The organism is Corynebacterium sp. 20-84 (assembly GCF_053479455.1).
On the sequence record NZ_JBRBCB010000004.1, the window covers coordinates 21,664 to 48,056 of the forward strand.

26 protein-coding genes are annotated in these 26,393 nt (G+C 62.3%); 13 read left to right on the forward strand and 13 right to left on the reverse strand.

Features of this window, described 5'->3' with window-relative positions; translation table 11 throughout:
• Positions 1 to 8 precede the first annotated feature (8 nt).
• The 3 genes from ACUY2Y_RS03885 to ACUY2Y_RS03895 all read right to left on the reverse strand — a co-directional run bounded on the left by ACUY2Y_RS03885 (position 9) and on the right by ACUY2Y_RS03895 (position 1,123).
• Complete coding sequence (locus tag ACUY2Y_RS03885) at positions 9 to 218, reverse strand: hypothetical protein (RefSeq protein WP_448324889.1); 210 nt, start codon at positions 216 to 218, stop codon at positions 9 to 11.
• 384 nt (positions 219 to 602) lie between these two features.
• Positions 603 to 803 carry a hypothetical protein gene (locus ACUY2Y_RS03890; protein WP_259901257.1) on the reverse strand — a complete coding sequence of 67 codons (201 nt, stop codon included), beginning with the start codon at positions 801 to 803 and terminating at the stop codon, positions 603 to 605.
• Between the two features lie 11 nt (positions 804 to 814).
• Positions 815 to 1,123 carry a DUF4258 domain-containing protein gene (locus ACUY2Y_RS03895; RefSeq protein WP_296149119.1) on the reverse strand — a complete coding sequence of 103 codons (309 nt, stop codon included), beginning with the start codon at positions 1,121 to 1,123 and terminating at the stop codon, positions 815 to 817.
• A gap of 347 nt (positions 1,124 to 1,470) precedes the next feature.
• Between ACUY2Y_RS03895 and ACUY2Y_RS03900 the strand changes: the two genes are divergently transcribed.
• From ACUY2Y_RS03900 to ACUY2Y_RS03910, 3 genes are all read left to right on the forward strand, one after another.
• The gene (locus ACUY2Y_RS03900; RefSeq protein WP_448324890.1) at positions 1,471 to 1,782 is read left to right on the forward strand and encodes a replication initiation protein; all 312 of its coding nucleotides are present in this window, start codon (positions 1,471 to 1,473) and stop codon (positions 1,780 to 1,782) included.
• Positions 1,783 to 1,861: 79 nt separating this feature from the next.
• Entirely contained in the window at positions 1,862 to 2,245 is a 384-nt protein-coding gene (locus tag ACUY2Y_RS03905) for an ATP dependent DNA ligase (protein ID WP_296149113.1), read from the forward strand.
• Positions 2,246 to 2,408: 163 nt separating this feature from the next.
• Positions 2,409 to 4,598, forward strand: a complete 2,190-nt coding sequence (locus ACUY2Y_RS03910; RefSeq protein ID WP_296149110.1) for a YhgE/Pip domain-containing protein — start codon at positions 2,409 to 2,411, stop codon at positions 4,596 to 4,598.
• Positions 4,599 to 4,744: 146 nt separating this feature from the next.
• Here the strand turns inward: ACUY2Y_RS03910 and ACUY2Y_RS03915 are convergent, their stop codons facing one another.
• The 4 genes from ACUY2Y_RS03915 to ACUY2Y_RS03930 form a co-directional block, all read right to left on the reverse strand.
• Entirely contained in the window at positions 4,745 to 5,605 is an 861-nt protein-coding gene (locus ACUY2Y_RS03915; RefSeq protein WP_448324891.1) for an SDR family oxidoreductase, read from the reverse strand.
• A 75-nt stretch (positions 5,606 to 5,680) separates the two neighbouring features.
• Entirely contained in the window at positions 5,681 to 7,126 is a 1,446-nt protein-coding gene (locus ACUY2Y_RS03920) for a DHA2 family efflux MFS transporter permease subunit (RefSeq protein WP_448324892.1), read from the reverse strand.
• Between the two features lie 152 nt (positions 7,127 to 7,278).
• Positions 7,279 to 9,342, reverse strand: coding sequence for a bifunctional metallophosphatase/5'-nucleotidase (locus tag ACUY2Y_RS03925; protein WP_448324893.1), 2,064 nt, complete (start codon positions 9,340 to 9,342; stop codon positions 7,279 to 7,281).
• Between the two features lie 269 nt (positions 9,343 to 9,611).
• On the reverse strand, positions 9,612 to 10,025 hold the full coding sequence (locus ACUY2Y_RS03930; RefSeq protein WP_448324894.1) for a cupin domain-containing protein: 414 nt from the start codon (positions 10,023 to 10,025) through the stop codon (positions 9,612 to 9,614).
• Between the two features lie 113 nt (positions 10,026 to 10,138).
• Between ACUY2Y_RS03930 and ACUY2Y_RS03935 the strand changes: the two genes are divergently transcribed.
• On the forward strand, positions 10,139 to 10,561 hold the full coding sequence (locus ACUY2Y_RS03935) for a DUF4298 domain-containing protein (RefSeq protein WP_448324895.1): 423 nt from the start codon (positions 10,139 to 10,141) through the stop codon (positions 10,559 to 10,561).
• Between the two features lie 26 nt (positions 10,562 to 10,587).
• Here ACUY2Y_RS03935 and ACUY2Y_RS03940 read toward each other — a convergent pair whose 3' ends face one another.
• From ACUY2Y_RS03940 to ACUY2Y_RS03950, 3 genes are all read right to left on the reverse strand, one after another.
• Positions 10,588 to 12,009 carry a DUF4185 domain-containing protein gene (locus ACUY2Y_RS03940; RefSeq protein WP_448324896.1) on the reverse strand — a complete coding sequence of 474 codons (1,422 nt, stop codon included), beginning with the start codon at positions 12,007 to 12,009 and terminating at the stop codon, positions 10,588 to 10,590.
• Positions 12,010 to 12,076: 67 nt separating this feature from the next.
• On the reverse strand, positions 12,077 to 13,246 hold the full coding sequence (locus tag ACUY2Y_RS03945) for a hypothetical protein (protein ID WP_448324897.1): 1,170 nt from the start codon (positions 13,244 to 13,246) through the stop codon (positions 12,077 to 12,079).
• Positions 13,247 to 13,257: 11 nt separating this feature from the next.
• On the reverse strand, positions 13,258 to 14,169 hold the full coding sequence (locus ACUY2Y_RS03950; RefSeq protein ID WP_210574796.1) for a DUF808 domain-containing protein: 912 nt from the start codon (positions 14,167 to 14,169) through the stop codon (positions 13,258 to 13,260).
• Between the two features lie 77 nt (positions 14,170 to 14,246).
• Between ACUY2Y_RS03950 and ACUY2Y_RS03955 the strand changes: the two genes are divergently transcribed.
• Positions 14,247 to 14,621 carry a DUF2218 domain-containing protein gene (locus tag ACUY2Y_RS03955; protein WP_210574794.1) on the forward strand — a complete coding sequence of 125 codons (375 nt, stop codon included), beginning with the start codon at positions 14,247 to 14,249 and terminating at the stop codon, positions 14,619 to 14,621.
• A 10-nt stretch (positions 14,622 to 14,631) separates the two neighbouring features.
• Here ACUY2Y_RS03955 and ACUY2Y_RS03960 read toward each other — a convergent pair whose 3' ends face one another.
• The gene (locus ACUY2Y_RS03960; RefSeq protein ID WP_448325020.1) at positions 14,632 to 15,222 is read right to left on the reverse strand and encodes a DUF402 domain-containing protein; all 591 of its coding nucleotides are present in this window, start codon (positions 15,220 to 15,222) and stop codon (positions 14,632 to 14,634) included.
• A gap of 38 nt (positions 15,223 to 15,260) precedes the next feature.
• Positions 15,261 to 15,995, reverse strand: a complete 735-nt coding sequence (locus ACUY2Y_RS03965; protein WP_448324898.1) for an Rv1157c family protein — start codon at positions 15,993 to 15,995, stop codon at positions 15,261 to 15,263.
• Positions 15,996 to 16,249: 254 nt separating this feature from the next.
• Here ACUY2Y_RS03965 and typA point away from each other — a divergent pair, with 254 nt between their 5' ends.
• The 8 genes from typA (at position 16,250) to ACUY2Y_RS04005 (ending at position 25,300) form a co-directional block, all read left to right on the forward strand.
• Positions 16,250 to 18,166 carry a translational GTPase TypA gene (typA, locus tag ACUY2Y_RS03970; protein WP_448324899.1) on the forward strand — a complete coding sequence of 639 codons (1,917 nt, stop codon included), beginning with the start codon at positions 16,250 to 16,252 and terminating at the stop codon, positions 18,164 to 18,166.
• Positions 18,167 to 18,212: 46 nt separating this feature from the next.
• A complete protein-coding gene (locus ACUY2Y_RS03975) occupies positions 18,213 to 19,925 on the forward strand; it encodes an ABC transporter family substrate-binding protein (protein ID WP_448324900.1) in 1,713 nt (570 codons plus the stop codon).
• Complete coding sequence (gene mshB, locus ACUY2Y_RS03980; protein ID WP_448325021.1) at positions 19,915 to 20,799, forward strand: N-acetyl-1-D-myo-inositol-2-amino-2-deoxy-alpha-D-glucopyranoside deacetylase; 885 nt, start codon at positions 19,915 to 19,917, stop codon at positions 20,797 to 20,799. Before ACUY2Y_RS03975 ends, mshB begins: the two co-directional genes overlap by 11 nt.
• Positions 20,799 to 21,185, forward strand: coding sequence for a hypothetical protein (locus ACUY2Y_RS03985; RefSeq protein WP_448324901.1), 387 nt, complete (start codon positions 20,799 to 20,801; stop codon positions 21,183 to 21,185). Before mshB ends, ACUY2Y_RS03985 begins: the two co-directional genes overlap by 1 nt.
• Positions 21,186 to 21,229: 44 nt before the next feature.
• Positions 21,230 to 21,553, forward strand: a complete 324-nt coding sequence (gene fdxA, locus ACUY2Y_RS03990; protein ID WP_296150334.1) for a ferredoxin — start codon at positions 21,230 to 21,232, stop codon at positions 21,551 to 21,553.
• Between the two features lie 5 nt (positions 21,554 to 21,558).
• The gene (dapC, locus tag ACUY2Y_RS03995; RefSeq protein WP_296150337.1) at positions 21,559 to 22,662 is read left to right on the forward strand and encodes a succinyldiaminopimelate transaminase; all 1,104 of its coding nucleotides are present in this window, start codon (positions 21,559 to 21,561) and stop codon (positions 22,660 to 22,662) included.
• Between the two features lie 184 nt (positions 22,663 to 22,846).
• A complete protein-coding gene (locus ACUY2Y_RS04000) occupies positions 22,847 to 23,380 on the forward strand; it encodes a GtrA family protein (RefSeq protein WP_246875130.1) in 534 nt (177 codons plus the stop codon).
• Between the two features lie 36 nt (positions 23,381 to 23,416).
• Complete coding sequence (locus ACUY2Y_RS04005; RefSeq protein WP_448324902.1) at positions 23,417 to 25,300, forward strand: hypothetical protein; 1,884 nt, start codon at positions 23,417 to 23,419, stop codon at positions 25,298 to 25,300.
• 81 nt (positions 25,301 to 25,381) lie between these two features.
• Here ACUY2Y_RS04005 and dapD read toward each other — a convergent pair whose 3' ends face one another.
• Positions 25,382 to 26,347, reverse strand: coding sequence for a 2,3,4,5-tetrahydropyridine-2,6-dicarboxylate N-succinyltransferase (dapD, locus tag ACUY2Y_RS04010; protein WP_210574775.1), 966 nt, complete (start codon positions 26,345 to 26,347; stop codon positions 25,382 to 25,384).
• Positions 26,348 to 26,393 lie beyond the last annotated feature (46 nt).

The window sequence follows — 26,393 nt, forward strand, 5'->3', positions numbered from 1 at the left end:
GGTCGCTGTTAGGCGCTTTTGGTGCTCTTCTTCTTGGCCGTCTTCTTCGTCGACTTCTTGCTCTTCTTCGACGACTTCTTGGAAGCCTTCTTCGTGGTCTTTTTGGCGGATTTCTTGGTTGACTCCTTCGTGGACTTCTTCGCGCCCGTCTTACCGGACTTGCGGCCGAGGGAGGCTTCGAGCGCCGCCATGAGGTCGACGACATCAATTACGACCACACTGGGCTACTTTTCAAAGAGCGCCAGTGGGCTACATTTCGAAGAGCACTCACAGACTTCGCCACAGAGGAACTCTAGAACGAATTTGCCGTTCCGGTTGCGGAACCACGTCGCGTGGTAATGCTTTTGGTTAGTCAGTAGTGCTGGCAAGGAGGCTTAACTTATTTAGCCCCCGAGAAAGCACTACTTGCCCCGCTGGCAAGAACGTCGCCCACCTTCCCCCGGAGGTCGGGCGGCGTTCGCATTTTGGAAGCAGAACCCGCCACGGGAAATAATAGAAATCAAGGCAAATGCCTAGGAACAAAACTCGGGGCACTTCACCTCGGGCTCTCACTTATGCGCATAGCTATATGCCCTGCCAGCGCGAACATCCGCCTAATGCGCCTAAGTGGGGAAAGCGCTGGAAAAGTCAGAAATAAGCACTTCAATACCAACAAGTTTTCCATCGTGTCCGATGTCAAGAGAAGCTGCAAGTTCCCCATCGTCTAAAAACAGCGGAATAGAGCCTTTAACTATCCCTTCACCTTTCGCGCCGCTGATATTGAAGTATTGCGCATCGCTAGCGAAGGGGTCCGAATCATTCATTATTAAAAGACCTACCATAAAATCCGCATGACGGTTACGACATTGGCGTTGTCGTCGATAATAACTGCAAGATGCCCATTCTGAGACATGATCCACCAATTATTCTGCTTCTTCTGCCAGTGGAAGCTTTTTGGATGAGCAACGGCACCTTCAACCTCGTCGCGGGATATATTCCGTTCTCGCATGCGATCTTGGGCGTGTTGGCTATAGCTTGCAATGTAGTTGGGCGGACGGCTGCTATGGCCGTATGAAGTTACTACCCTTTCCGGAGTACCAACTGCGGTCGAAGATGCAGCTTGAGCGGGAGTTGCAAGGCTCAAAGGTAAAGCAAAGGTAAGGGCAGATAGGGTTAAGCGTTTTAACAAAGATATGTTTTTCCTCCAAAGTCAAAAGCTTGGATGACCCCAGTCTATCAAAAACCAATATCGATTAATGTTATAAACGAGATAATTGTGCAATATATAGTGATGTCGGGAACGCTTTACTGTCTAAGTCCCTGTCTTGTCCCTAGGAGTACACCCAAAATAAACAGTTCGGGAATACATTCGACGCATTTAACCCACTGTCCGCTAGGGCAGGTTCATGGGTAACGAAACAGGGCCGTCACTACCTCTAGACATTCCCGAATAATCAGAGGTGATTGTAAGCCAAAAAGTCGACTATGCGCGTGCTGGGTGAGCTTTTAGATCATGATCCGCACTTTGCCCATCGCTTTAGCCGAAACCCGTTCTACACAGGCAAGGACCCTACCGCTGATCGTTGGTATAGGCAGCACAACCGGATGATGCGCCTTGGAGACTTGGTAAAGCAGGTGAGGGATATGGCAGGACAAGACCAGTTCGCCCCACCCCCGCGCCAACAATTCAGCTCTGGCCGCGAACTTATCAACGCGGTCAAGACCCGCCGCGAAGAAGTCCAAGCTTTCAAAGCCCTTGCCAGGGACGAAGACGCAGAAATTTCCGGAGGGCTCGACCAGTAGGACCCGGAACCTATCGACGGCGTACGCGTGCTCTGGATAGCCCAAGGTGTCGTAGGGCGCGGCGAAACAGCCTTTAAGCATGCGCTTAAACCTGGTTGTCGTAATTGGCGTGCGGGAAGGAAAGGGGAGCCGTGTCAGCGGAATCGGGTCGCTTCTTCTGGCGGTTCCCGACGATGCGACTGGTGAACTCTTCTATGCCGGGCGCGTGGAAACGCGGTTCACAACTCACCAGCTGCAGGCAATGGAGGAGAAATTGAGGGAAAAGAAGGTGGGGAAGGCATCGATAAGCGATGTGCCTGAAGTCGACCGTGACGGCGTGTGGTGGGTGGCCCCCGATCTCGTCGAGGAAGTCGCTCTAGCTGGGCGAACGTGCGACGGTAAGGTGCGGCATGCCGTGTGGCGTGGCTGGCGCGACGACAAGGATCCTGGCGATGTTCGCTGGACAGATGAGCTTCGGCGATGAATGAGAAAAAATTTTCGCCACAGTAAATAAAAGCCTGATTTTCTGTTTCGATCGTACTATATTCCTCTACAAAGTAATCTAAGTCACGTATCAATCCGAGTGTGCTCCGCCGCAAAGGAACGTGGCGAGGATACGAAACACGAAGAGGAATGAGGTACTTGCGTTGAGCACGAAAGTCACCGGCGGCGATGCAGACACACCGCGCACTGAGCGCGGGGGCAGGGTATTAAGGCCGCTTGAACGCCTGTTGATGTGGCGTCCGTTCTCCACGGTCGCGCGCACCATTATCATTCTGGCACTCGTGTTCCCGCTGCTGTTCGCGGGCCTGTTCATGTGGGCGATGTGGGATCCGACTGGTTCGGTGCCCAACACCAAGCTCGCTGTGGTCAACAACGACAAGGGCGTTGACCGTGGCGAAGGGGCAGGCCTAGAAGAATTCGGCGCCGATGTCGTAGAGGGCTTGACCAGCCGGGACTACCTCGACTTCGACGTGGTCAATTCAGAGGATGCCAAAAAAGGCCTGATGACAGGCAAGTACCTGTTCACGGTGACGATCCCGGAGGACTTCTCCAAGAACGTGGTCACGGTCATCGATCCGGAGCCGAAGCAGGCCAATATCATGGTCGATTTCAACGACTACAACGGCAGTAACGGCGCGATCCTGACCGCGGGTCTGGTCCCGCAGATCCAATCCGAGGTCCGCGCCGAGGTTGCCAAGACGTATGCGGAGGAAGTCCTCGGCGGCATCAACGAACTTGGCGACGGTATTCGCGCGGCTGCCGACGGTTCGAAGCGGCTTGACGACGGTGTTGGTGAGCTCAAAGACGGTGGCAAGAAGGCTGTCGACGGCATCAACCAGCTCGATGACGGCGCGAATGAACTCCATGACGGCACGGGCCGGCTCGTCGACGGCACTGGCGAGCTGACCGACGGTGTCGGCGAGCTGAGCGACGGTGCTGGGCGTCTGGATGACGGCGCGAAGCAACTCAATGACGGTCTGTACCAGCTCGAGGACGGTACCGACCAGCTCGCGGACGGCGCACGCCAGATCGACGAGGGCGTGGATAAGCTGACCGGCATGCTGATCCCGTTGCTGGAGAACGTCCAAGGCGGTGTCGGCCAGCTCAAGCCCATCGTGGACACGCTGCGTCAGTTCGGCCTGCACGCCGAGGCGGACAAGCTCGACGGTATCGTCAGTCAGCTCGACCCGGAGAACCCGGAGAACGTGGTCAACGACCTCAACCGTCTGCGCGACGGCACCGGAGAACTCTACGCGAACCTCTCTGACCCGGAGATGCCGTACCGCAACGGCCTGGACCGCCTCATCGACGGCTCCGATCAGCTCGTGGACGGCACGGGCCAGCTCACCGACGGTGTCTCCCGCCTCGAGGACGGCGCGAACCAGCTGGACGACGGCGCAAGGCAGCTCAACGACGGTACTAGCCGCCTCACCGACGGCACGCAACAGCTTGTCGACGGCGGCGGGCAGCTTGAAGACGGCATGAACCGCCTGAAGGACGGCTCCGAGGAGCTTTCCACCAAACTCGACGAAGGTGCCGGCCGTGCGCCGCAGGTCAAGGCCATGGACAAGTCCTCCGAGCAGATCGCAGTCCCGATCATCTTCGACGAGGCGAACCTGCACCCGACGCAGGTCGTGGTTGACCCGGCAGACCCGACGAAGAAGGAGCCGTCGAGCGGTTTCTCCATCCTCGGCCTGATCGTGATCAACTTCCTGCTGATGGCAGTCGTGTCCATTCTTCTGCCGCACGCCATCGGTCGCCGCCACAAGGCATCCAGCGCCGCCAGCCCGGTGCTCAGCGCGTGGGCCCGCATGCTCGGAATCAACGTTGCGCTCACCGCGCTGCTGGGATTCGTGTCCATCACCCTCGGTTGGCGCCCAGAGAACTGGTTCATCATTGGTGCGGCGCTTCTGCTTATCGACGTCGCCGGCACCACCATCTTCCAGTTCTTCCGCGTTCTGTTCGGCCGAGTCGTCGGCGCGATGTTCAATATCGGCTTCTTCGCCCTGGGCCTGTTCGTCTCCAGTGCGGTCTGGCCGCTGTCCACCCTCCCGGCCCCGCTGGCGTTCATGAACCCGCTGCACCCGATGAGCCACGCACGCAACCTGTTCGTCCGCTCGGTCGACGGCATCTACGACGGCACGTTCTGGATCGCCATCGTGGTCCTGCTGGTGTTCACCGCTCTGGCCCTGGGCGCGTCCATTGTGATCTACGACGCCCGCCGCAACGCGCTGTTCATCGATGATCCGAACGAGAACGAGCTCGACCGCGCGAAGTACGAGCGTGAGGTCCGCGAAGGCGAGGAGCCGCTGCAGTCGGTGTTCTCCCGCTAGGCGCTGCTGGTCCTGCTGGTCCTTCCGGCCCTGAGCCCCCGAGCTAATGCCCGGGGGCTTAGGTATTGACCGCATAGGGCACACCGGACGGAAAAGGGCCCCAGTCGGGGCCCTTCTTGGTTTTGGGGTGGAGAAGTGGGTGTGGCTTACCAGGTGGCCACAAAGCGCATGAGCAGCTGGGCGATCGGGTCCGGGAACGGCTTACGCAGCCACTTGAGCAGGCGGTCGGTGAGGCTGACGGCGTAGTGGGGGACCCATTTGCCCCAGGGGGCGTTCTTGGTCAGGACACGCACTGCTTCGTCGGCAACGTCGCCTGGGGTGAGGTTTACGCCCATCGTCTTGACGGACTGGGCTTTGACGTTGGCGACCTGCGTGGCGGCCCAGAGGGGCATGAGGTCGTGGACGCGGATGTCGTCGTTACGCCATTCGACGCTGAGTGCCTCGGTGATGCCGTTGACGTAGAACTTCGTGGCCGAGTAGGTGGAGATCTCCGGCTGGCCGAAGATGGCGGATGCGGAGCTCATGTTGATCACCACTGCGCCCTTCGTCGCCTTGAGATAGGGGAAGGCCGCCTGGGCGCCGAAGGTGACGCCGAGGCAGTTGATGTCCACCAGCGTTCGGATTTTCTCCGGATCCTGCTCGGTGAGCAGCCCGTCGATGATGATGCCGGCGTTGTTGAAGAGGAAGTCGAGGCGGCCGCCGGTGCGGGAGGTGAAGTCCGCCAGGGCGGTGTCCCATTCGTCGCGGTCGGTGACGTCGAGGTGGCCAGTGATGAGCTGGCCGTCGGGGATGTCGCTGGTACCCCAAGTGACGTCCTGGATGTCGTAGGCGCCGACGGTCCAGCCGAGGTTGAGAAGTCGTTGTGCTGTGGCCTTGCCGATGCCGCTGGCACCGCCGGTGATGAACGCAGCGGGGCGGGAAGCGGCGTCGGCAATGAATTCCGCGGGCTTCACATAGGGGGTCTCGTTCGTGTCTTCATGAAATGGCTTGGCAAATGGATTCCACATAGAAAACACTCTAAAACCGGAATGTGTATGGCGTGGAACAAATGGGCATTTAAATGTGCGCTAAGACACAGCGGGCTAGTTATCGCTCCACGTGCGGGTCTTCGCGAACATGGCGGCGACTGCGACGCCGAGGACGAGAACACCAGCGGGCAGCAGCAGTGCGACGCTCATCGCCTCAGCGAACGGCTCATGAAGGAACTCGGGAAGGGGACCTGTCTCCGAATGCCCCGCTGCGTCGTCGCCGAGACGCTGGGCGAGTTGCGAAGACATGGCAGCAGCCACAGCCGCCGAGCCGATGACAGCGCCGACCTGCCGCACCGTGTTGTACACGCTCGAGCCCGCGCCCGCGAGCGCCGGATCGAGATTGCGCGTGGCGATCATGGACAGCGGCCCCCAGATCATCGAGTTGCCCAGGCCGTAGAAGACGCTGATCAACAGCATCCAGTACGGGCTGATCTGCGGGTCGGTGATCCACACTGTCGCAAAGATGCTTATCGACGTCACCGCCAGCCCCGTAATCGCGAACGGCTTCGGATCGTGCGTATTCGTCTGCTTGCCGATGAACCCGGACAGCGCGCCGGACACCAAACCCGAGGGCAGGAGCAGAAGCGCGGCCACCGTGGGGCTGAAATTCTGCACCCGCTGCACGTAGATCATCAGCGGAATAGCGAAGGTAGACACCGCAAAGCCCACTGTGGTGATCGCCGCGGAGGCGAGCGCGAAATTCCGGTCGGCGAACAGTGACAACGGCACGAGCGCGTCACGGGTGGTGCGCGCCTGCCACAGGATGAATGCGGCGATGAAGACGACACCGGTGACGATGAGCCCGATCGCGCGCGCATCCCAGTTGAAGTTCGAGCCTTCTTGGATGCCGAAGATGAGGCAGAACATTCCTGCCGCCGACAGTGCGACGCCCAGCCAGTCGAGGCGGCGGGCGGTCAGCTCGAGCTTCGGCACGTTCTTCCAGGCAAGGAGCAGGCCGATGATGCCGAAAGGCACGTTGATGATGAAGATCCACTCCCAGCCGCCGAGGTCCACGAAGATCCCGCCGAGCAGCGGCCCGACGATCGTGGCCACGCCGGCGACCGCGCCCCACACGCCCATGGCGCTGCCGCGCTGGGTGGGGGAGAACGTGCGGATCATCACCGACATCGTCTGCGGGGTGAGCATCGCGCCGCCGAGACCCTGGAAGGCGCGGGCCGCGATGAGCACTCCGACGGACCCTGCCAGCCCGCACGCCAGCGACGACACCGTGAACACCGCGAGGCCGAGCATATACAGTCGCTTCGGTCCGAACCTGTCGCCGAGGCGTCCCGTGATGAGCAGCGGTACCGCGTATGCCAACAGGTATGCGCTATTGACCCAGATCACGCCGTTGTACGTGGCGTTCAGGCTCTCCGCGATCGCCGGGATAGCGACTGCGACGATGGTCGAATCAACCAGGATCATGAAGAAGCCGACCATCATCGACCACAGCGCCGGCCACGGGGAGCTTTGCGACGCCGAAACCTGTTGTGCCATTGCGCCTCCTGACCCCTTTAATCCGACACCGGCAATCTACCCCTTCACGCCGAATGGGTCTATCCCCGCTGGCCGACCGCACAAAAAGAACCAACCCTTTCCCTATGCGGAGAAAAGGGCTGGTTCTGGTTGAGTGCAGACTCAGCGCTGAATTAGATCTGGATGCCGAAGTCCTTCAGTGCGGCGTTGATCTGGTCGCGGACCGGTGCGAACTGCGGGACGAACGCCACGATGACGCCGGCGAGAGCAGCCAGCAGGCCGGTGACGCCGAGGCCGATCAGAACCGGCTTGGCGCTGGAACCGTCATTGCTGGAACCGGAGGAGCCCTCCTGGTCGCCTTCCTGGCCACCCTCAATCTTCACCGGCATGGTCACGTCGGTGCCCTTATCAGTGGTGATGCGCAGGACTGCGTCCGCCGGAACCTTAGCCGGGACGGCGAGCTTGACGGAGGCCTTGCCAGCCTCGCCCAAGCCCTTCTCGCCGAAGTCCGGATCGATGTCGGACTCAGTGGAGGCCAGTTCCTTGCCCTTAGCATTCTCGAGCTTCACGGTGACCTTCTTCGCCGGGTTGCCCTCGGTGTAGATCAGGGAAGACAGGTCGATGGAGTGCTCAGCACCGGCCTTGAGCTGCTCCATCTTCACGCCGACTGCGGCCTGGCCACGAGGCTTAACGTCAGGGTTGTTCTTCAGGTACTGGACGAACGCTTCGACATCGACGAGACCGATGTTTTCGACATTGGTTCCCTTCTTGAAGGCTTCGAAGCCGTCGCTGCCGCCAAGCAGGAAGGTGGAGCCAGCGACGATGCAGTCCTTCTCCGGGTCAAGCGGCTTGCCGTCGATGGTCACGGACAGGATGTGCTTGCCCTGCTCAGCGTCCGGGTTGTAGGTGTAGGACACGTTATTGGAAAGACCCAGTGCGAGAATCGGATGCTTCTGGCCCGGCTGCCACTGCTGCTCGAGGGCTTCCTTGAAGTCCTTGCCCTTGAGCGTCATGAACGTGTTCTCGTTGCCGAACGGCTGGACGGAGAACGCCTCAGCAAACGTGACTTCGCCGGAATCCAAATCGTCACGAACACCGCCAGCGTTCATCACGCCGATGTCAGGCTTAACGGTTGAATTCGCCTCGATGCTCCACTTTGCGGCCTCAGCGAGCAGGTTGCTCAGTGTGGATTCGACACCGCGGTTCTCCGAAGCGTCAGCGTCAGCATTTACGCCGCGGGCGAAATCAGAGCTAATCGACGTTACGACACGCTTGCCCTCGACCTCTGCCTCTGCCTTAGCCGTCTTGGCGATGCCCTCGAGCTTCGGGTACTTCTTGTCCGTGCAGTCGAGGAGGGGCGCGCCCTCCACGACCTTCGCCTCCTCGACGGTGACCTTCTTGGTGGCGCGGTCGATGCTCAGGTCCACGTTGGCGAAGCCCTGGGAGTACTGACCTGCCTGGAGCACGATCGGAGTTGTCTTAGCATCCTGGGTGATCACGGTGTGAGTGTGGCCGAGGAATGCGACATCGACATTCTTGAACTGGTCAGGGGTGTAGCCACCCTCGTGGACGAGAGCGACAACGACGTCGGCTTCCCCGCTGTCCTTGAGTTTCTTGGCCAGGGCATTGGTGGTCTCAACCGGGTCGTTCCACGTGATGCCTTTGATGCCGTCGGCGGCGACCAGATTCTGCATGTTGTCGGTGACGGTGCCGATGAATGCGACCTTGACGCCGTCCATCTCCTTGATGAAGTGGTCGTCGGTGCCTGCGACAGACTTGGCGTTAGCGGCGAGGTACGGGAATTTCGCATCCGGGATGACGCGCTCGGAGAAATCCTTTGCGCCCTTGTCGAATTCGTGGTTGCCCACGGCGGAGACCTCAAGACCCATCTCATTAAGCGCATCGATGGTCGGCGCATCGTCCAGCAGCATTGCCTCGAACGGGCCAGCGCCGATGTTGTCGCCGGAAGAAGTCAGGATGTGCGCGTTGCCGAACCCTTCGGCTTCGGTGTCGATAGCGCACTTCAGGCGCTCGGCACCCGGGATGGACTTCTTGTCGTCACGTGTATCTGTGCCACGAACGTTCACGTCTTTAGGAGCGAAACGACCGTGGAAGTCGGTGATGTTCGAAATCGAGATTTTGGCGGTCTTCTCGTCGGCGGTAGCGGTGACGGGGGAGAGGACGCCCGCGCTGACGGACAGCGCGGCGATGGTGGCGCACAGAACGCGGTTACGCATCGGTGGGAACCTTTCGGGCAGCGGTGGAATGAAGTAACCGGTTGGAAAGCAGCCAGCTCACGATGCTGTGGTTGCCAGCTTCCAACCAGGGCATGTCAAAAACTAAGCCAGGCAAATGGACCTGTTGTGACGGTTATATGGCTAGCCCGTTACTGGTAAGTGAAAAGCACGTGACCCGTGGTTGGGGGAGGCAAGTAAATGGGAAGGGCCGGACGTCGATAAGCGAAAAGCCCAGCGAAAATGCTGGGCTATGCGTGGGTGCCGTGCGTTTATGCGCCGTCGGCGTCCGCCTTGGTCTCGTGGTGGGTGCCCGGCTCGTGCTCCGGCGGGGCGTAGATGGAGTAGAGCTTCGCGGGTGCGTCGGACTCGTTGACGAAGTTGTGCCACTTGCCGGCCGGGACGAATGCAGCCCAGTCCGCGCCGACAACCTGGTCGATCTCGAGGTCGGTCTCGCTCGTACCGATCTGGGCGCGGAGCTCGCCCTCCTCGAGGCGGAGGAACTGGTCGTGGCCGTCGTGGATCTCAGCGCCGATCTCGCCGCCTGCCGGAATGGTCATGACAGTGAGCTGGAGATTCTTGCCGGTCCACAGGGTGTCGCGGAAAGCCTCGTTGTCGACGGTCGCCTTTTCAATATCGACGACGTAGGGGTTCGGGCCGTGGTCGTTGCCCTTCTGTGCAGTCATAATGGCCTCCTTGCCGTGGGGTTCAACCGCTTCCCACCGTACGCGGATTTTCGTGCGCCGGTTCCTTGTCGATAACCCCGCTTAGGGGACTGAAGCGGGGTACAGTGACGGCCATGACCACTGGTGAGCCTGATTTCCCCGGGGCCGACGACATCCCGGAACGAATAATTTCCAACGACGCGCGTCTCGCGCACTTCGTCGAAGCGAATGACCGCTGGGAAGAAATCCCAGAGCGCCTCGCCGAAGACTGGGAGACGATGGCGCAGCTCATTGCCTACTACGAATCAGTCTGGCGCGAGGACGTCCGCGACTTCCCCGAAGCCCAGTACGGGGTGCTCTCCGAAGACGGCGTGTGGAACGAGATGGGGCGTTTCTACCAGTCGATGAAGGAGATCGCGGACACGGCGGCGCGCATCGTCCGCGAGTACGAGCGCGACAACGACCCCGAGGTCGATCCGGGGACAACGCCGACGGACGAGGAGCTTATCGACGACGCGGCTGACGGAGCCAGCGCCGAGAACATCGATGAGCCGTAGCCCCCGGCGACGCGGCGCCGCGGGGGCTAGTTCAGCGTGTCAGCCGGGTTGTCCGCGGCCTTTTCCATGGCCTCTTCGTCGCTGAGACGGTTGACGACCTCCGGCGACACCGCGGTCTCATCGACTACGACGGCGCTCTGGTCGCCGGTCTGTGCTGCGGCGCGCGCTGTACCCTGCGGTGCGGATTCCGCGCTCTCCGGCTGCTCCGGGGAGATGCCGAAGAACTTGTCCAAACCCTTCACGTTGAACTGGGTGGACATGTACCGCGAGTTATCCGAAGTATTCCACTGGGAGACGACGAGATCCATGTTGGCGAGTGTGGATCCCGGGACAATGTAGCCGCCGTAGAGCTGAGTGAAGTTGCTCGCGTTCTGCTCGGCACGCCACCCGCCCGAGCCGGCGACGACGACGCGAGCGGGTTCGATGGAATCCCAGTCACGGGCGATGGTCTTCGAGATGCGCACCTCGATGGATGCCGTCTCCTCGTTGAACATTGCCAGCACCCAGTGGCCCTCGACCATCCGCAGGGACATCTCGCCGGCCTGGACGTTCTTGGACAGGATCGGGGTGCGCCGCTTCTTGCTCCATTCGCCGGTGGAGGGGTCGTAGATCTCCCACGATTTGCGGTCCGCGATCTGCTCTTCACGGAAGCGGGAGAGGTAGACAGGGTCGTCGCGGAGGAATTCGGAGGACACGACGTAGATGTAGCCGTCGGGGCCCTTCTCCCAGCTGATCAGGTTGCCAAGCCCATCCATGTAGCGATACGTCGTTTGCGCGACAGACGTCCAGTTCGCGCCGTAGTCCGTGGACTTCCAGATTTCGGTCTCACGCACATTGCCGATGCCTTCATTCCACATGCCCTGCATGTAGAGCGTGCCGTCCAGGTTGATCACGTCGGACGGGATGACGGTGCGGTTGTCGTAGTGCTTGTAGTTGATCAGCTGATCGGCGGTCTTGCCGTCGTTAAGCGGGCGGGTGAAGATGATTCGGCCGTTCTCATCGCGCTTGGCCACGAGACCGACTGGGCTGAGCCACTTGCCTTCGCCGAAGTACTTGCCGGTGAATGAGTCGCCGAATACGATCGCGAATGTCTCGTTGATCAGCGGCACCATAATGCCCAAGTCAACGGCCCCGAGCCCCAGGTTGGGCTGGTGCTTGCCCATCAGGTCGCCGAGCATCTCCACGACAAGGCCCTGTTCGGTGCGGGTTTTCGGATTCGGCTTCGGCTTCGGCTTTGGTTTCGGCTTCGGCTTGGGAGCTGGATCGGGGTTCGGCGAGTCCGACAGGGCGCCACCCATCTCGCTGATCAGGTTGCGGGAGCTGCTGGAGCTGCCGGAGCTCGTCGAACTCAGCGAGCTCTGCGCCGTCGCGGGGGCTGGGGCAACCGCAGTAACCGCAATGGTGCCGACGATGGCAATGGACAAGATGGAACGGCGGAACGATCGCATTGCGGACTCATTTCAAGACACGGAGGGAAAATGATTGAACCGCAACGGAACTTTAGCAAACCCCGGGCTAATCGTCGCGCCGGTGACGGCCGGTGTATTCCTGCGGCGCACTGTCGTCCCGGCTGTGCTTCGGGCCGTGCGAATTGCGCCGCGCGCGGCGGAGGCGGACCTTTTCCACTTCGGTGAGGTAGGTCTCGCTGGCCGCGGCTTCGCCGTCGTCGGTGTGCGACGGGTTGAAGTCCACGAAGGCAGGGAAGTACTGGGTGGGCGCGTCCTGCGCGGACTCGTGCGCCGCTTCGGGTGCAGCCGGCTGGACCAGCGGTTCTTCGGGGAAGCGCGGTGCGGCGGGCTGCGCGGGGTGGACGGGGTCGACGGTGCGTGCACCCGGGCGGGGGTAGACCCAATCCTCAGGGTCGATGGCGGCGGAGAGATCTACGGTGACCACGAGCGAGCCGTCGGCGAATTCGTAGACCTCGGCGGCGGGAATATCGATCTCGGGACCGGCGGGCAACGGCAGCGGTGGGAGGGTGCGGACGGGGAAAATGCCCGGGGTGCGGGTGACATCGACGCTGATGGAGCCGTCGACAGCCCAGGCGCGGGCCTTCACGTCGACATTCTGGGCGAATAAGGCGGCAAGTTTCTCGCGCACGGGGCCGGACTGGCGGGCATCGAGGGTGCCAAGAACACGGCCGCCGCAGGTGACCACGACGGTGTGACCGTGCAGGTGCAATCCGACCAGCCACTGGCCGGGCGACATGAGCATGGTTTCCGCGGCGGTGAATTCACCATCGGCGACGTGGACGTACACGGGGGACTCGCCGGCAACGGTGCCAGGCAGCAGCAATGCACCGGGCAGCAGGTTATTGCGGGGCACGCACAATGCCGGCGGGGCGAGGTGGACAACGACGCGGTGGGCGGCGGTGAGCCGGTCGAAGGTGATCGTGGCCTGTGCGGCAGGCACCAAGCCGGCTTCGTGGAGGGTGTCGACGCTGTGGAACGGCGCGCGCTCGTGCGCGGTGATATCGCCGATGATGCTGCCGTGCGCGGCAGGCCAGCGCACACGCCACGCGCCGGTCAGCGGATCGGACTCAAGCTCGACTGTGGTGTTCAGGGGATCGCTGGCATCGGGAGTGCCGGCGTACGTGAACAGGGTGGCCGCGATGAGGCTGCCCACGCTGAGGTCGGATCCGCCGCCGATGGCGAACGGAGCGAGCGGGTAGCGGGGCAGAGGTTCCATGGACCTCGACTCTAGCGCAGTACTTTGCGCACACCCGCTACGACGCCAAGCACCGCGAAGCCGACCAGGAGACCGACGAGCGCGGAGCCAGCGGTATCAACGAGCCAGCCGAGGGCGCCGCCGCCAACGGCCTCGGAAAGCTGGGCGAGGACATCGTGCGGCCAGTGCCAGCCAAAGACCTCGTGGAGGCCGCGGATGATCAGGTGGCCGCCGACCCACAGCATGGCCACGGTGCCGACGATGCCGATGATCTTCAGCACGATCGGCATGCCATTGACCAGGGCGCGTCCGATGCCGGGGGCGTTGTCGCGCTCAATCATGCCCAGTCCGATGTCGTCTACCTTGACCAGCAGCGCGACGGCGCCGTACACGGCGATGGTGATGAAAATCGCTACGGCGACGAGCACCATGAATTCCATGAGCAAGGGCTGGTCGGCGACCTCGTCGAGGGAGATGATCATGATCTCCGCAGACAGGATCAGGTCGGTCCGCACCGCGCTTTTGACCAGGGCATCCTCGCCTTGTTCGTCGCGGTTGACCGCCTGATCCTGCTGTTCGGTCTCGTCGTGGAGGAGCTTGTCGGCGATCTTTTCCGCGCCCTCGAAGCATAGGTAGGTGCCGCCAACCATCAGGATCGGAACCAGGGCCCACGGTGCGAAGGCATTGAGCAGGAGGGCGATCGGCAGGATGATGATCAGCTTGTTGCGCAGCGAACCCTTCGTGATCTTCCAGATCATCGGAAGCTCGCGCGCGGGGGTAACGCCGGTGACGTACTGCGGGGTCACCGCGGCATCGTCGATGACAACGCCGGCGGCTTTCGTGGATGTCTTCGCTGTCATGCCCGCAACATCGTCCATACTGGAGGCTGCGGTTTTGGCGATGAGGGCGACGTCGTCAAGCAATGCGAGGAGACCGCCGGCCATGCGCGTGCCTTTCTGTCGGGGAGGGGTACGATACACAAATACTAATGTGTGCGCGCATTTTGGGTAGGGTGTGGTCCATGCCCAAAACCGTCACCTCGACCGCGCGCGTGCGGATCGATCGCCCTGCACGTTACGGCAAGCTGTTGGCCAGCTATTTTGAGCAGCTTATCGACGTCGCGTGGGACCCCGAGACCTCCAAAGGCACGTTCACCTTCCCGTCCGCCGGCACTCTGGAAACTCCCGGCAACGGGGCTGCCACGTGTGACGTGATCGGCACGGAGGGCGTGCTCATGCTCAGCGTCGAGGGAGCTGAAACCGCAGTTGAGAATGCTGAACGCGAGTTGGCCACGCGTCTCATTCACCTCGCGCAGGACCAAGATATCGTCGTGGAATTCGCCCGCGCCGACCGTGGCCGCGCGCGATTCACCCGCGAAGAACTGACCTCGGCGTAGCTGCGCTGGATCAGGATGCTGCCGGGGTGAGCTCGACCTCGTCGGCCCAGGTCAACTCGATGCCCAGCGCGCGGAGCCACTCCATTGCGTCGTCATCGTGGCGGGTGATGCCCTCTACAGCATTGAGTGTGGCCTCGATCGCCTTCTCTGCCTCTGCTGCGGTGATGAAGCCTGCGGATGTCGCCGCCGCGAGCTCGTCGATATCGAGCACGTCGATCGCTTCTCCCTGCACCGCGACGAGATCCACGTACAGGTCGCGTGTACGCCACACTTCGCCTTCGACGTCGATGTCCGCGATATCGAAGTAGTAGTCCTGCTCCATATCCACGCCCTCGCGGAAGTGGAAGATATTCGCGCGGAGATTGAGCTGCGGCAGCAGCCAGCTTTCCAGGTAGCCGAATCTCGGGTGGTTCGCACCGCGCGCCATGTACAGGCCGAAGTCCGTGACCCGGAATGTGTCCACTTCGCGGAGGAAACCCTTCGGGTCAGTGTTGATCTTCGAGGTGGTGTCGAAAGTCTCCTGCTTGACCGGGTGCAGATCGGGAACGTCTGCGCGCTCAGCGTCAAGAGCGTCTGCGTGGCCCGTGTTGGATGTGGCCATTCCGTTCACCTGCTGTCCGTGCTGCTTCATGTTGATACCTACTTCACCGTCACGCTCAGTGCCGTCGGGGGGAAGCCGCAGCTGCGGCCGTCTGTTTTGACTGCCCCGGAGACCACCGCCAGCACTGGGCCGGAGCCCGTGTCGGCGACGTTGGAGAGCGTTGCCGGTCCTGTCTTATTTATCCCCTTGTTCAAAAGGGGCGTTACACCGGTGCGCAGGTTAGCCAGGTTGATCCAGTGCACGTTCATGGCCCCTTGCTGGGGCGATGCAGGTTTCGTGCCCAAAGCAGTGAACACGAATGTGGCCTGCCCAGCCTTCGGAGCCGGCACTGGAATGCGGGCCGGGCCCGGGACCGCGATGAGGGAGCCCGTGGAGTTCATGCCGGGGCCCATGCAGTTGCGGGACACCGTCGGCCAGAAGCCTTGGCGGAACGCAGGGCCGCCTTCTGGCAGGCCGGGGCCGCCGCCGTTGCCGGAAGCATCGCCAACGAAAAACGCGAGACCGCTCAACAATGCGTCGCGGACCTGGGGTGGCACGCCGGGGCGGTTCGCGAAGTCCTTGACGGCCCGCTGCACCTGGGGAGTGGGGCGGCCGAGATGATCCACGAGAGAAGAACCCGCGGACAGTGCGGAAGCTGCTTGGGCGGGGGCGGGCGCCGCCTGCGCGGAAGCGGGGACGGCGAAGGCTCCGACGGTAAGCGCTGCGGCAGTTGCGGCGGAGATGACGGCAGTGCGGACGCGGGCAGGAGCGTGGGCGGCTGTTGCTATCTTCAAGGAACTGATCCTTTGTCGCAGGAAAACAACATTAGAACATTAATAACGTCAGTAACTCTAGTGTCGTTTGCAACAATTGCAACATTAGTCCCACTATTTGAAGTTTTTTGGCGCTGTCAAGGCTGAAAAGTGGACTTGGCTGTGGGTTTTTCGGCGCCGTGTATTTTCGGTATCGCACGTAGCGCCCTATGGGAGTAGGGTTTAACCGTTCAACTGCCGTGTGCAGTACGCCTATCTAAGGAGCAGACGTAGAAGTGTCGCACCCTGAGTTCCGTAACGTCGCCATCGTCGCCCACGTCGACCATGGCAAGACCACTCTCGTCAACGGCATGCTGGAGCAGTCCGGCGCGTTCGGCGATCACGGCGAGGTTGCAGACCGCGTCATGGATTCCGGCGACCTCGAGTCCGAGCGTGGAATCACCATTCTGGCCAAGAACACCTCCATCCGTCGTGCCGGCGCGGGCAAAGACGGCCGCGACTTGGTCATCAACGTCATTGACACTCCGGGCCACGCGGACTTCGGTGGCGAGGTCGAGCGCGGCCTGTCCATGGTCGACGGCGTCGTCCTGCTGATCGACGCCTCCGAAGGTCCCCTCCCGCAGACCCGCTTCGTTCTGGGCAAGGCCCTCGAGGCCAAGAAGCCGGTCATCATCTGTGTGAATAAGACCGACCGTCCGGATGCGCGTATCGACGAAGTTGTCGACGAGGCCCAGGACCTGCTGCTCGAGCTCGGTGCTTCCCTCGAAGACCCCGAGGCTGCCGAAGCTGCCGAGAACCTGCTCGAGCTTCCCGTCCTCTACGCCTCCGGCCGCGCAGGCCGTGCTTCCTTCAATAACCCGGGCAACGGCGGGCTGCCGGACAATGAGGATCTCCAGCCGCTGTTCGACGTCATTTACGACGTTCTGCCCGAGCCCTCCGCGGATATCGACGCTCCGTTCCAGGCTCAGGTCACCAACCTGGACTCCTCTTCCTTCCTCGGCCGTATCGCCCTGATCCGCGTCTACCGCGGCTCGGTGAAAAAGGGTGACAATGTCGCGTGGGTCCACTACGACGCCGACGGCGAGCAGCACGTCAAGAACGTCAAGATCGCCGAGCTCCTTGTCACCGAGGGACTTGAGCGTGTGCCTGCCGAAGGCGAGGTCGTCGCCGGTGACATCGCCGCGGTTTCCGGCATCGACGAGATCATGATCGGCGACACCCTCTGCAACCCGGAGCATGTCGAGCCGCGCCCGCGCATCAAGATCGACGACCCGGCCATCTCCATGACCATCGGCGTGAACACCTCTCCGATGGCTGGCCGCGGCGGCGGCGACAAGCTCACCGCCCGCTTGGTCAAGGCTCGTCTGGACCAGGAGCTCATCGGTAACGTCTCCATCAAGGTGCTGCCGACGGACCGCCCCGACGCGTGGGAGGTCCAGGGCCGCGGTGAGATGGCCCTGACTGTCTTGATCGAGACGATGCGCCGCGAGGGCTTCGAGCTCACCGTGGGCAAGCCGCAGGTTGTCACCAAGGAGATCGACGGCAAGACCTACGAGCCGTACGACCACATGGTCATCGACACCCCGGCCGAGCACCAGGGTGCTGTCACCCAGCTGATGGCCAACCGCAAGGGCCAGATGACTGCCATGGGTAACGCTGGCTCCGGCGATTGGGTCCGCATGGAATTCGACGTGCCGTCCCGCGGCCTCATCGGCTTCCGCACGACCTTCCTGACGGAGACCCGTGGCGCCGGTATCGCCAACTCGTACTCCATCGAGCACCGTCCGTGGGCCGGCGAGATCAAGGGCCGCCCGACCGGCTCCCTCGTCGCCGACCGCTCCGGCCAAGTCACCTCGTATGCGCTCATGCAGCTCGCGGACCGCGGCGAGTTCTTTGTCGAGCCCGGCGCGGAGACCTACGAGGGCATGGTCGTCGGCGCGAATAGCCGCGACGAGGACATGGACATCAACATCACCAAGGAGAAGAAGCTGACCAATATGCGTGCCGCGTCCGCGGACACCACGGTCACTCTCGCCAAGGCGAAGGCCCTGTCCCTCGACGAAGCCATCGAATTCTGCGACGACGACGAGTGCGTCGAGGTCACCCCTGAGGTGATGCGCGTGCGCAAGGTCATCCTCAACGCCACCGAGCGCGGCCGCGCCCGCTCCCGCGCAAAGCAGATGAACAAGTAGCAGCGAGTAGACGAATCGCACGCGCCATGCAGTAGCATGAGTGCTCATGCGCACCCCCAGTTGCAGGACCACGGCGGCGAGAATTCTCGCCCCTGTTCTCGCGCTGGGGGTGTTGTCGTCGTGCGCGGCGCAGCCGGGCCCACCACCGATTGTGGAGGAGTCCGAAACGTCGGAGACAACCACGACCACAGCCCAGCCCGCCGCGCGCACCAAGGCCGCCGCGGGTGTCGAGCCGCTCCGCAATGGCCTGAACCCGCACCTGGTCGCCGACGAGAATTCCACCGTCCGCGACCTCGCTGAGCTCACATTGCCCAGCGCTTTTAGTGACGGCGAGCTCAACAGCGACCTCCTCGAATCAGCGGAAGTGCTGGAAGAAGACGAAGACAGCGAAGAAGGCGAAGAAGCCACCTCGGCGATGACCGTGCGCTACGTGATCGCCCCCGCCGCGCAATGGTCCGATGGCAGTCCGATCACCGGCGCCGACTTCGTCTACCTCTGGCGCGGCATGACCACCACGCCTGGCACCGTCGACCCCGCCGGCTACCGCGCCATTGAAGACGTGCGCGTCAGCGGCACCGGCGGCAAGACCGTCGACGTCGTGTTCAGCGAATCCACTGAGGCATGGCCCGAGCTGTTCAACTATCTCCTCCCGTCGCACTTGCTCGACTCGCGCGCGGATGATTTCGCCACGGCGCTCGCTGAGACGATTCCCGCTTCCGCCGGGCGCTACATGGTGGACAAGGTCGACCGCGGCGCTGGCGTCATCGCCCTGAAACGCAATGACCGCTTCTGGGCGCCGTACCCAGCCAGCATCGACTTGCTCACGCTCAATTTCGTCCGGTCGACGGACCTCACCGCCGACCGCCTGCGCTCGGGCCAGCTCGCTTTCGTCGACCACGTGCCGGGGGAGACGTCGTGGGACGCGTACTCGCTGATCCCCGACGCGCAACTTCGCCTCGTCGAAGGCCCGCGCGAACTCGGAGTCACCATGTCCGTCAACTCGCCGGTTCTCGGGACAAAAGAGGTACGCCGCGAGTTCGCATCGCTTATCGACGTCCCCCTCATCGCCCGCATCGCCGCCTCCCGTTCCCGCGACCTGGCTGCCGCCGACCCGACTTTGCCCCTCGGCCATGAGCCGGACGCGCTGCGCGCTGCCGCGGCTGAATCTGGTCCCATCCGCATCGCTGCCGACCCGCGCGACGACCAAGCCATGCCCGCTGCTCGCGCCGTAGCCGATCTGCTCGTGCGCGCTGGCGTTGAAGCTGAAACTGTCGCAGCCGATGCCACCGACACCGCCCAACGCCTGCGCGAAGGAACTGTCGATGCCGTCGTCGGCTGGTCTCTCGACGGAGGAGCGGCCGTGTGGGCCAGCAAGATCCAGTGCCCGGACGAGGACACCGACTTCGTCTCCGGCAACTTGAGCGGTCTTTGCCTGCCTTCCACACGCGCCATGTCCGACAACATCTTGTCCGGTCGCATTCCCGCCTCCGAGGTGCGCGGGGCTGTTACGGACACGCTTCGTCGTGAAGCTGTCTGGGTGCCTGTGCTGTCCGAACGCCGCATCATGGCACTCGGCCAAGGGATCACCGGCCCCGCGCCCGCCCTCGACGACTGGGACCACGGCGTCGCCAGCGCTGCCCAGTGGAAGGCGGCCGAGCCCGCAGCCGAGGACGACGACAGCGACGACAGCGACGACAGCAGAAAGGACGACCGATCCGACGATGAACAACGCGAACCCGAACCCGAACATGAGCAGTGACCGCCGCTCTCGCGACCTGGTGGGATTGCGCGTCGTCGCAGTGCATGCGCATCCCGACGACGAGTCGATCTCGACCGGCGGCGCACTAGCGGATCTCGCGCGCCGTGGCGCCGATGTCCTCGTGGTCACGTGCACGCTCGGGGAAGAGGGCGAAGTGATCGGGGAGACCTACCAAGGTCTGGTCAACGATGAGGCGGACCAGCTCGGCGGATTCCGCATTCACGAGCTCTCCCGTGCGCTAGCCATCCTCGGTGTGCGCGGCGAATTCCTCGGCGGGGCCGGGCGTTACCGGGATTCGGGGATGGCGGGTTCGCCGGCGAGCCGTAACCCCCGCGCCTTCGTCAATTCCGGCGAGGCAGCGGTCAACGACCTCGTGGAGGTCTTCCGCCGCGAGGCCCCGCACCTCGTGCTCACCTACGACCCCAACGGCGGCTACGGCCACCCCGACCACATCCGAGCCCACGAGATCACCCACCTTGCCGCCCAGCAGGTCGACATTCCCCGCATCCTCTGGGCTGCACGCCTGCGCGAAGAGCTCGAGGCCAATTTCGCCGACGATATTCCCACGGGCTGGACGCAACCGGCACCGGGGGAGCTCGACGCCGTTGACACCACCGACACCTGGGTGGAGATGGACGATGTCGTCTACGCCGCCAAGGCCGAAGCCATGAAAGCGCACGCAACGCAGATTTGGCTTGCCGACGGCTCCGTTTCCCTCACCAACCCCCACCCCGCCATCGCGCGTGGCCCGGTGACCACCTACGCGCTGTCCAACCTCATCGCGCAACCCATCATCCGCCGCGAGCACTACCTTCTCGGCGCAGGCCTGCCCCTGGACCACGGCGCCGATATCGCAAGCGGCCTCGACTTCTAATGCCTGCCCCCGGTTCACCCCGCCGTCCCATCACGCGGACCGACTTCTCACCGGCGGAAGCCCGCTCCGGACTCATGTGGCTGTCGGTGGGGGCGGTGGGATCGGGGTTGGTTGAGGTGGCGTCGATAAGCTCGCTCTACGGCGTCCCCTCGATTCTCGCCGCAGCTGGTCTTGGGGCGGTGTTCACGCGCACGGCGCTGCTGTGGACACGCGGCCGCGTGCTCGGCGCCCTCATTCCGCTTTTGGCGTGGATATGCGGGTTCCTGCTGTTCGCTGTCGGGCCCGAGGTGACCGCCGCGATCATCGCCGAATATAAGATTCGCTGCGTTATCCTGCTCGCCGCCGCGTGTGCCGGGACCGTGTGGCCCATTGCGGCGCGGAAGTGACATACTGATGTGAGAATTTTCGTCATAAGGAGTGACAGGAGCCCATGACCTACATCATCGCTGAGCCGTGCGTGGACATTCTGGACCGCGCCTGCGTCGAAGAATGCCCCGTCGACTGCATCTACGAGGGCAAGCGCATGCTCTACATCCACCCCGACGAGTGCGTCGACTGCGGCGCATGCGAGCCCGCATGCCCCGTCGAGGCCATCTTCTACGAAGACGACCTGCCGGACGAGTGGAACGACTACTACGACGCCAACGTCGCCTTCTTCGACGAGATCGGCTCTCCGGGCGGCGCCGCCGCTGAAGGCCCATACGACTTCGACCACCCGTTCGTGGCCGCGCTGCCACCCATGAACCAGGAGTAGGGGACATGGGGACGCGCCGCCCGCTCAGCCAGGTCCTGCCCGATTTTCCGTGGGACACCATCGCCGACGTCAAAGCTAAAGCCGCGTCGCACCCGGACGGGCTGATCGACCTGTCCGTCGGCGGGCCCGTCGACGACGTCCCGCCCGCGATCCAGCTCGCGCTCGCGGAGAATTCCGCCGCGCCCGGCTACCCGCAGACGATGGGCACGCCTGCCTTGCGCGCCGCGATCGTCTCGGCGTTGGAGCGCCGCTTCGGCATCGCCGGATTGAACGAGCGCGCCGCGTTGCCGACCATCGGGCTCAAAGAAGCCATCGCGTGGCTGCCGACGTTGCTGGGTCTGCGCGGCGAGACCGTCGTCATCCCGGAAGTCGCGTACCCCACCTACGAAGTCAGCGCACTCATGGCTGGCTGCAACGTCGTGCGTTGCGACGATCCGGCGCAAGCCCCCCGCGACGCCGCCCTGATTTTCCTCAACTCCCCGTCGAACCCGACCGGCGCTGTGGCCTCTGTTGAGCTGCTGCGCTCCTGGGTCGCCTTCGCGCGCGAAACCGGCGCGATCATCGCCTCCGACGAGTGCTATCTCTACCTCGGGTGGGCTGTTGAGCCCGTCTCCGTGCTGCACCCGTCCGTCACCGACGGCGATAACACCGGCCTTTTGGCGTTGCACTCCCTGTCTAAGACGTCGAATCTGGCGTCATACCGCTGCGGCATGATCTCCGGCGACGAAGCCCTCGTCCAAGAACTCCTCGAGGTGCGCAAGCACGCCGGCCTGATCGTTCCCGGCCCGATCCAGCACGCGATGGTCGCGGCGCTGGAGAGCGACCTGCACGAGGAAATGCAACGCTCCGTCTACGCCTCGCGCCGCCTCGAGCTGCTCAAGGCGCTGCCTGATGCCGGTTTCACCGTCGACCATTCGGATGCCGGCCTGTACCTGTGGGTGCGCCGCGACGGAATGGACTCCCGCCAGGCGCTCGACTGGTTCGCCGACCGCGGAATTCTCGGCGCCCCCGGCGACTTCTACGGCCCGGCCGGCGCATCCCATGTGCGCATCGCGCTGACCGCTCCCGACGAGAAGATCGACGCAGCCGCGCGCCGTATCACGCAGTAGCGCAGCTCATAACGTTTTCATTTCGTCGCCCTCGCGGGACTACACTGTCACAAGTTTAAAGACTTAGAACAGTACCGCAGGAAGGAAGGCGGCTGGGGTGACCCAACACGATATAGCTGAAGGCGCGACGTCCGATGTCGCCCGCTCGGCGCCACCTGCGCAGCAGAAGAGCGGCAGCACCGCCTTGCGCGTGCTGAACGGTGCCCGCGAATTCATCAAATTCGGCATCGTCGGCGGTTCCGGCGTGCTGGTCAACTTCGTGGTGTTCTACCTCGCGTCGAAGGCTCTACTTCACGGCTTCGGGTTGGAAGCAGACGACATCATCACCCAGATCGGTTCTACCCGCTGGAATGTGCGCTGGTACCACTTCCTGTCCTCATTGGCCTTCCTACTTGCCAACACCTGGAACTACCAGCTCAACCGCAGCTGGACTTTCGGCGGGATGGTCAAAAGGTCGTGGCTGCGCGGCTTCTTCCCGTTCCTCGCCACGGGGCTTGTCGCCTTCGTGGTGTCCTTGACGTGCATGACGCTGCTCATGAACCCGACGACGCCCGTCGGACTGCCCGACCACGTCTTCGACGGTTCCAGCGGTCTGCGCACCAAGTCGTATTGGGCGCAGGCGATCTCGACGCTGATCGCGATGCCCGTGAACTTCATCATCAACAAGCTCTGGACATTCCGGAAACCCAAGGCCGCGCGAAGTAGCACAGCGGCGTAGGGGAGACAGCAAAACCAAAAGGTTAAACTGGCGAAAATGACCACGTCCATTGACTATGTGCGCTGGATTGGAATTGCAGCATGGACCAGTGGTTTAGCCATCTCGCGAAACTGCCAGGCGTTGGCTGTTCTTCCGGGGGATTCTCCCGGAAGAATCTTGATCCAGAGCGCCGGGGGACGCGCCACAGCATTCGAGGACATTGAGCGTGAGTACACACATATCCAGTGGTTGCTAGCCGGAGCTCCTAGTGATGAATCTGTGCTGGATTATGTGTACCACCAGCAGCTCTGTTTAACGCATTATGAGGACATCGACCATGACTTCGCCATCCTGGATGTCAGCGATAGCGCGTGCGAGAGCAAAACCTACTCCTTCAGGGATCGCCGCCCCGACTACAGTCCGAAGGCAGCATTAGCTGCAGCTCAGCGCCTCAGCAACTCCGCAATAGGATCGGCTCTTTCAGAACATATTCCTGCCTGGAGTATGGCCGAGTCATTAGGGCTGCTAGCTCTTGCTGTTCGTGAATACTTCACGGGCGAGGTAGTACGGGAACTTACTCGGAAGTATGTAAAGGATCTTCGTTCGGATTCTCTAAACACCCAGGAAGTTCTCGGTTGTGGCCGCCTTGCTTATAGCGTGGCGTTCAAAGTCAATGATGACTCTGCAACCACCGCTCCGGTGATCACCCTGCACGTTCAGGAAGATGATCCTCTTTTCACAAAATCAGTGTTGAGGCACATCCTTGACCGGGCACAGGCCTTCGCTACCGCATGTGGAAGTGGCGTTCATTGTGGGTCGGTTTTCCACAACATCATTTTCCACCAGGCGTTCCCTAGCACCGTCCATGAACCGGATGCTGAAGAAACGCCAATCATTCTGTACCGGATCCCGCTCAGCACTGATCTTCTCCCTGTCCAACCGTTAACGCAGGTGTTGGGTGACAGCGCCGTCCACACAGCTGATGACGCGCTGAGAGAACTTCCCGAACGGACTTCGCTGAGTATTCGTCGGGTCCCAGATAGCGGCATCATCCGGGTACGCAGCTTCATCCCAGGAACAAGCATCGTCGATCGTGCAATTCACCGCGGTGGCTATCTCGCGTCCTCGGAACTTGTTTCTAAGTTACAACAGGAAAAGGCGATGGCTGATCCTGATTGTCTCGCCGCAGCTGTAACATCGGCGCTGATCTGGGAATCTCTCAACACTTGGGGGCTCGCGTCCGGCAGCACCGCAAGTTCGTGTTCCGTGCTTAGCGTGCGTGCCAATAGCATCTCCGCTGTAGAAGGTTCCATTCATCAACCACTGTTGACAGTTGAGGTCGATGCACAGGCACCACTCGGCACTGTGGCACATGACGTGTGTGATGTTCTCGGGGACCTGGGCATCGATTCCTTTACGGACTTCCCGATTGAGTTACTGTGGTCCGAAACGCCGAAAGAGGCCGGCGTCAGCACATCCTCTCCCAACGCTGCACCCCAACAGGCCACGTCGCCGGAACTCCCCGTTTTATGGCCCCGTGCGTTAGGGGCACGATCAATAGCTGCCACGAATCAGGCACTCGCGCTCGCCGCCGTTCGCCGAGCTCTGCGCCATTGTTGCACTAAAGGCCTGTCGTGGATCGGGGTCGCTCATGCTAGAACAACCGCTGCCAGTGAGAGGCATCTGATTAGGGTGGCGGTCGCGTTCGAGTCTGAATACGCGGACAGAGTGGCCGTCAATCGGGAATTGTCCCTCGCAGTGAATGCGGTTTTTGCCGAAAACTCTATCGGTCCACATGTCACGTGCGAGGTTATCGATGCTAACCAGATAACCGACGTTTCAGCGTGGGTCACGGCGGTTGGGTACCATCCCGTTTCTGGTTTCTTGCCTGCATATATTCAGCTTGAACACCTCAGCACCGGCTGCGCACCAAATTCTTGATCGCTAGCTACCGTTCGCGACCTGGCCTTTTGGTGCGAAGATCGTTGTGGGGCGCCAGCGAAATCCACAGCATCGAGTGCGTTAGTTGTTGTGCAGCTCCGCGTTGAGCTCCACACCCTTCGCCTTGACTGCCTCGACGGCACCGGTGACAGAGTTGCGGCGGAAGAGAATGCCGTTGGCGCCGGAGAGCTCGACAGCCTTGACAGAGTCGCCTTCAGAGCGTCCGACAGACTGCGCGATCTCAGCGGACAGAGTGACCTTGGTGCCGGCGGTGACGTAGAGGCCGGCTTCGACGGTGCAATCGTCGCCAAGCGAAATGCCGATGCCCGCGTTGGCGCCGAGCAGGCAGCGCTCGCCGATCTTGATGGTCTCCTTGCCACCGCCGGACAGCGTGCCCATGATGGACGCGCCGCCGCCGATATCGGTGCCGTCGCCGACGACGACGCCGGCGGAGATGCGGCCCTCGACCATGGAGGCGCCGAGCGTGCCGGCGTTGAAGTTCACGAAGCCTTCGTGCATGACCGTGGTGCCCTCAGCGAGGTGTGCGCCGAGACGCACGCGGTCGGCGTCGCCGATGCGGACACCGGTGGGAACGACGTAGTCGACCATGCGCGGGAATTTATCCACGGAGAATACGACTACCGGGCCGCGCGCCGACAGGCGGCTGCGGACGACCTGGAAATCGGAAACAGCGCACGGGCCGTAGTTGGTCCACACGACATTGGCGAGCAGGCCGAAGAGGCCGTCGAGATTCGCCTCGTGCGGCTTGACCAGGCGGTGGGAGAGGAGGTGGAGGCGCAGGTACGCATCGTACGCGTCAACAGGCGCGGCGGAGATGTCGGAGATGGACGTCGCCACAGGCACGCGTGCGACTCCACGGTCCTCGTCGGGGCCGGCGAGATTGACGAACTGCTGCGGGGTTTCCTCCAAGCGGGTCGTGCCGGTGGAAGAGACGGACTCACCGAGCTTCGGGGCCGGATACCAGACATCCAGGACAGTTCCATCGTGGGTGACAGTGGCCAAGCCTCGTGCGAATGCGGTGGTCATAGTAGTAATCAGTCTTTCTCTTACGGTGTCTGCGTATGCACGGCCC

Excerpts from the sequence above, each read along its gene's own strand:
- ACUY2Y_RS03930 (WP_448324894.1), bottom strand. The coding sequence starts at position 10,025 with ATGACTGCACAGAAGGGCAACGACCACGGCCCGAACCCCTACGTCGTC.
- ACUY2Y_RS03985 (WP_448324901.1), top strand. The coding sequence starts at position 20,799 with ATGCCTGCCCCCGGTTCACCCCGCCGTCCCATCACGCGGACCGACTTC.
- ACUY2Y_RS03950 (WP_210574796.1), bottom strand. The coding sequence starts at position 14,169 with ATGGCCGGCGGTCTCCTCGCATTGCTTGACGACGTCGCCCTCATCGCC.
- mshB (WP_448325021.1), top strand. The coding sequence starts at position 19,915 with ATGAGCAGTGACCGCCGCTCTCGCGACCTGGTGGGATTGCGCGTCGTC.
- ACUY2Y_RS03925 (WP_448324893.1), bottom strand. The coding sequence starts at position 9,342 with ATGCGTAACCGCGTTCTGTGCGCCACCATCGCCGCGCTGTCCGTCAGC.
- ACUY2Y_RS03920 (WP_448324892.1), bottom strand. The coding sequence starts at position 7,126 with ATGGCACAACAGGTTTCGGCGTCGCAAAGCTCCCCGTGGCCGGCGCTG.
- ACUY2Y_RS03890 (WP_259901257.1), bottom strand. The coding sequence starts at position 803 with ATGAATGATTCGGACCCCTTCGCTAGCGATGCGCAATACTTCAATATC.
- ACUY2Y_RS03905 (WP_296149113.1), top strand. The coding sequence starts at position 1,862 with ATGCGCTTAAACCTGGTTGTCGTAATTGGCGTGCGGGAAGGAAAGGGG.
- ACUY2Y_RS03935 (WP_448324895.1), top strand. The coding sequence starts at position 10,139 with ATGACCACTGGTGAGCCTGATTTCCCCGGGGCCGACGACATCCCGGAA.
- dapD (WP_210574775.1), bottom strand. The coding sequence starts at position 26,347 with ATGACCACCGCATTCGCACGAGGCTTGGCCACTGTCACCCACGATGGA.
- ACUY2Y_RS03975 (WP_448324900.1), top strand. The coding sequence starts at position 18,213 with ATGCGCACCCCCAGTTGCAGGACCACGGCGGCGAGAATTCTCGCCCCT.
- dapC (WP_296150337.1), top strand. The coding sequence starts at position 21,559 with ATGGGGACGCGCCGCCCGCTCAGCCAGGTCCTGCCCGATTTTCCGTGG.
- ACUY2Y_RS03915 (WP_448324891.1), bottom strand. The coding sequence starts at position 5,605 with ATGTGGAATCCATTTGCCAAGCCATTTCATGAAGACACGAACGAGACC.
- ACUY2Y_RS03955 (WP_210574794.1), top strand. The coding sequence starts at position 14,247 with ATGCCCAAAACCGTCACCTCGACCGCGCGCGTGCGGATCGATCGCCCT.
- ACUY2Y_RS03960 (WP_448325020.1), bottom strand. The coding sequence starts at position 15,222 with ATGGCCACATCCAACACGGGCCACGCAGACGCTCTTGACGCTGAGCGC.
- fdxA (WP_296150334.1), top strand. The coding sequence starts at position 21,230 with ATGACCTACATCATCGCTGAGCCGTGCGTGGACATTCTGGACCGCGCC.
- ACUY2Y_RS03945 (WP_448324897.1), bottom strand. The coding sequence starts at position 13,246 with ATGGAACCTCTGCCCCGCTACCCGCTCGCTCCGTTCGCCATCGGCGGC.
- ACUY2Y_RS04005 (WP_448324902.1), top strand. The coding sequence starts at position 23,417 with ATGACCACGTCCATTGACTATGTGCGCTGGATTGGAATTGCAGCATGG.
- ACUY2Y_RS03940 (WP_448324896.1), bottom strand. The coding sequence starts at position 12,009 with ATGCGATCGTTCCGCCGTTCCATCTTGTCCATTGCCATCGTCGGCACC.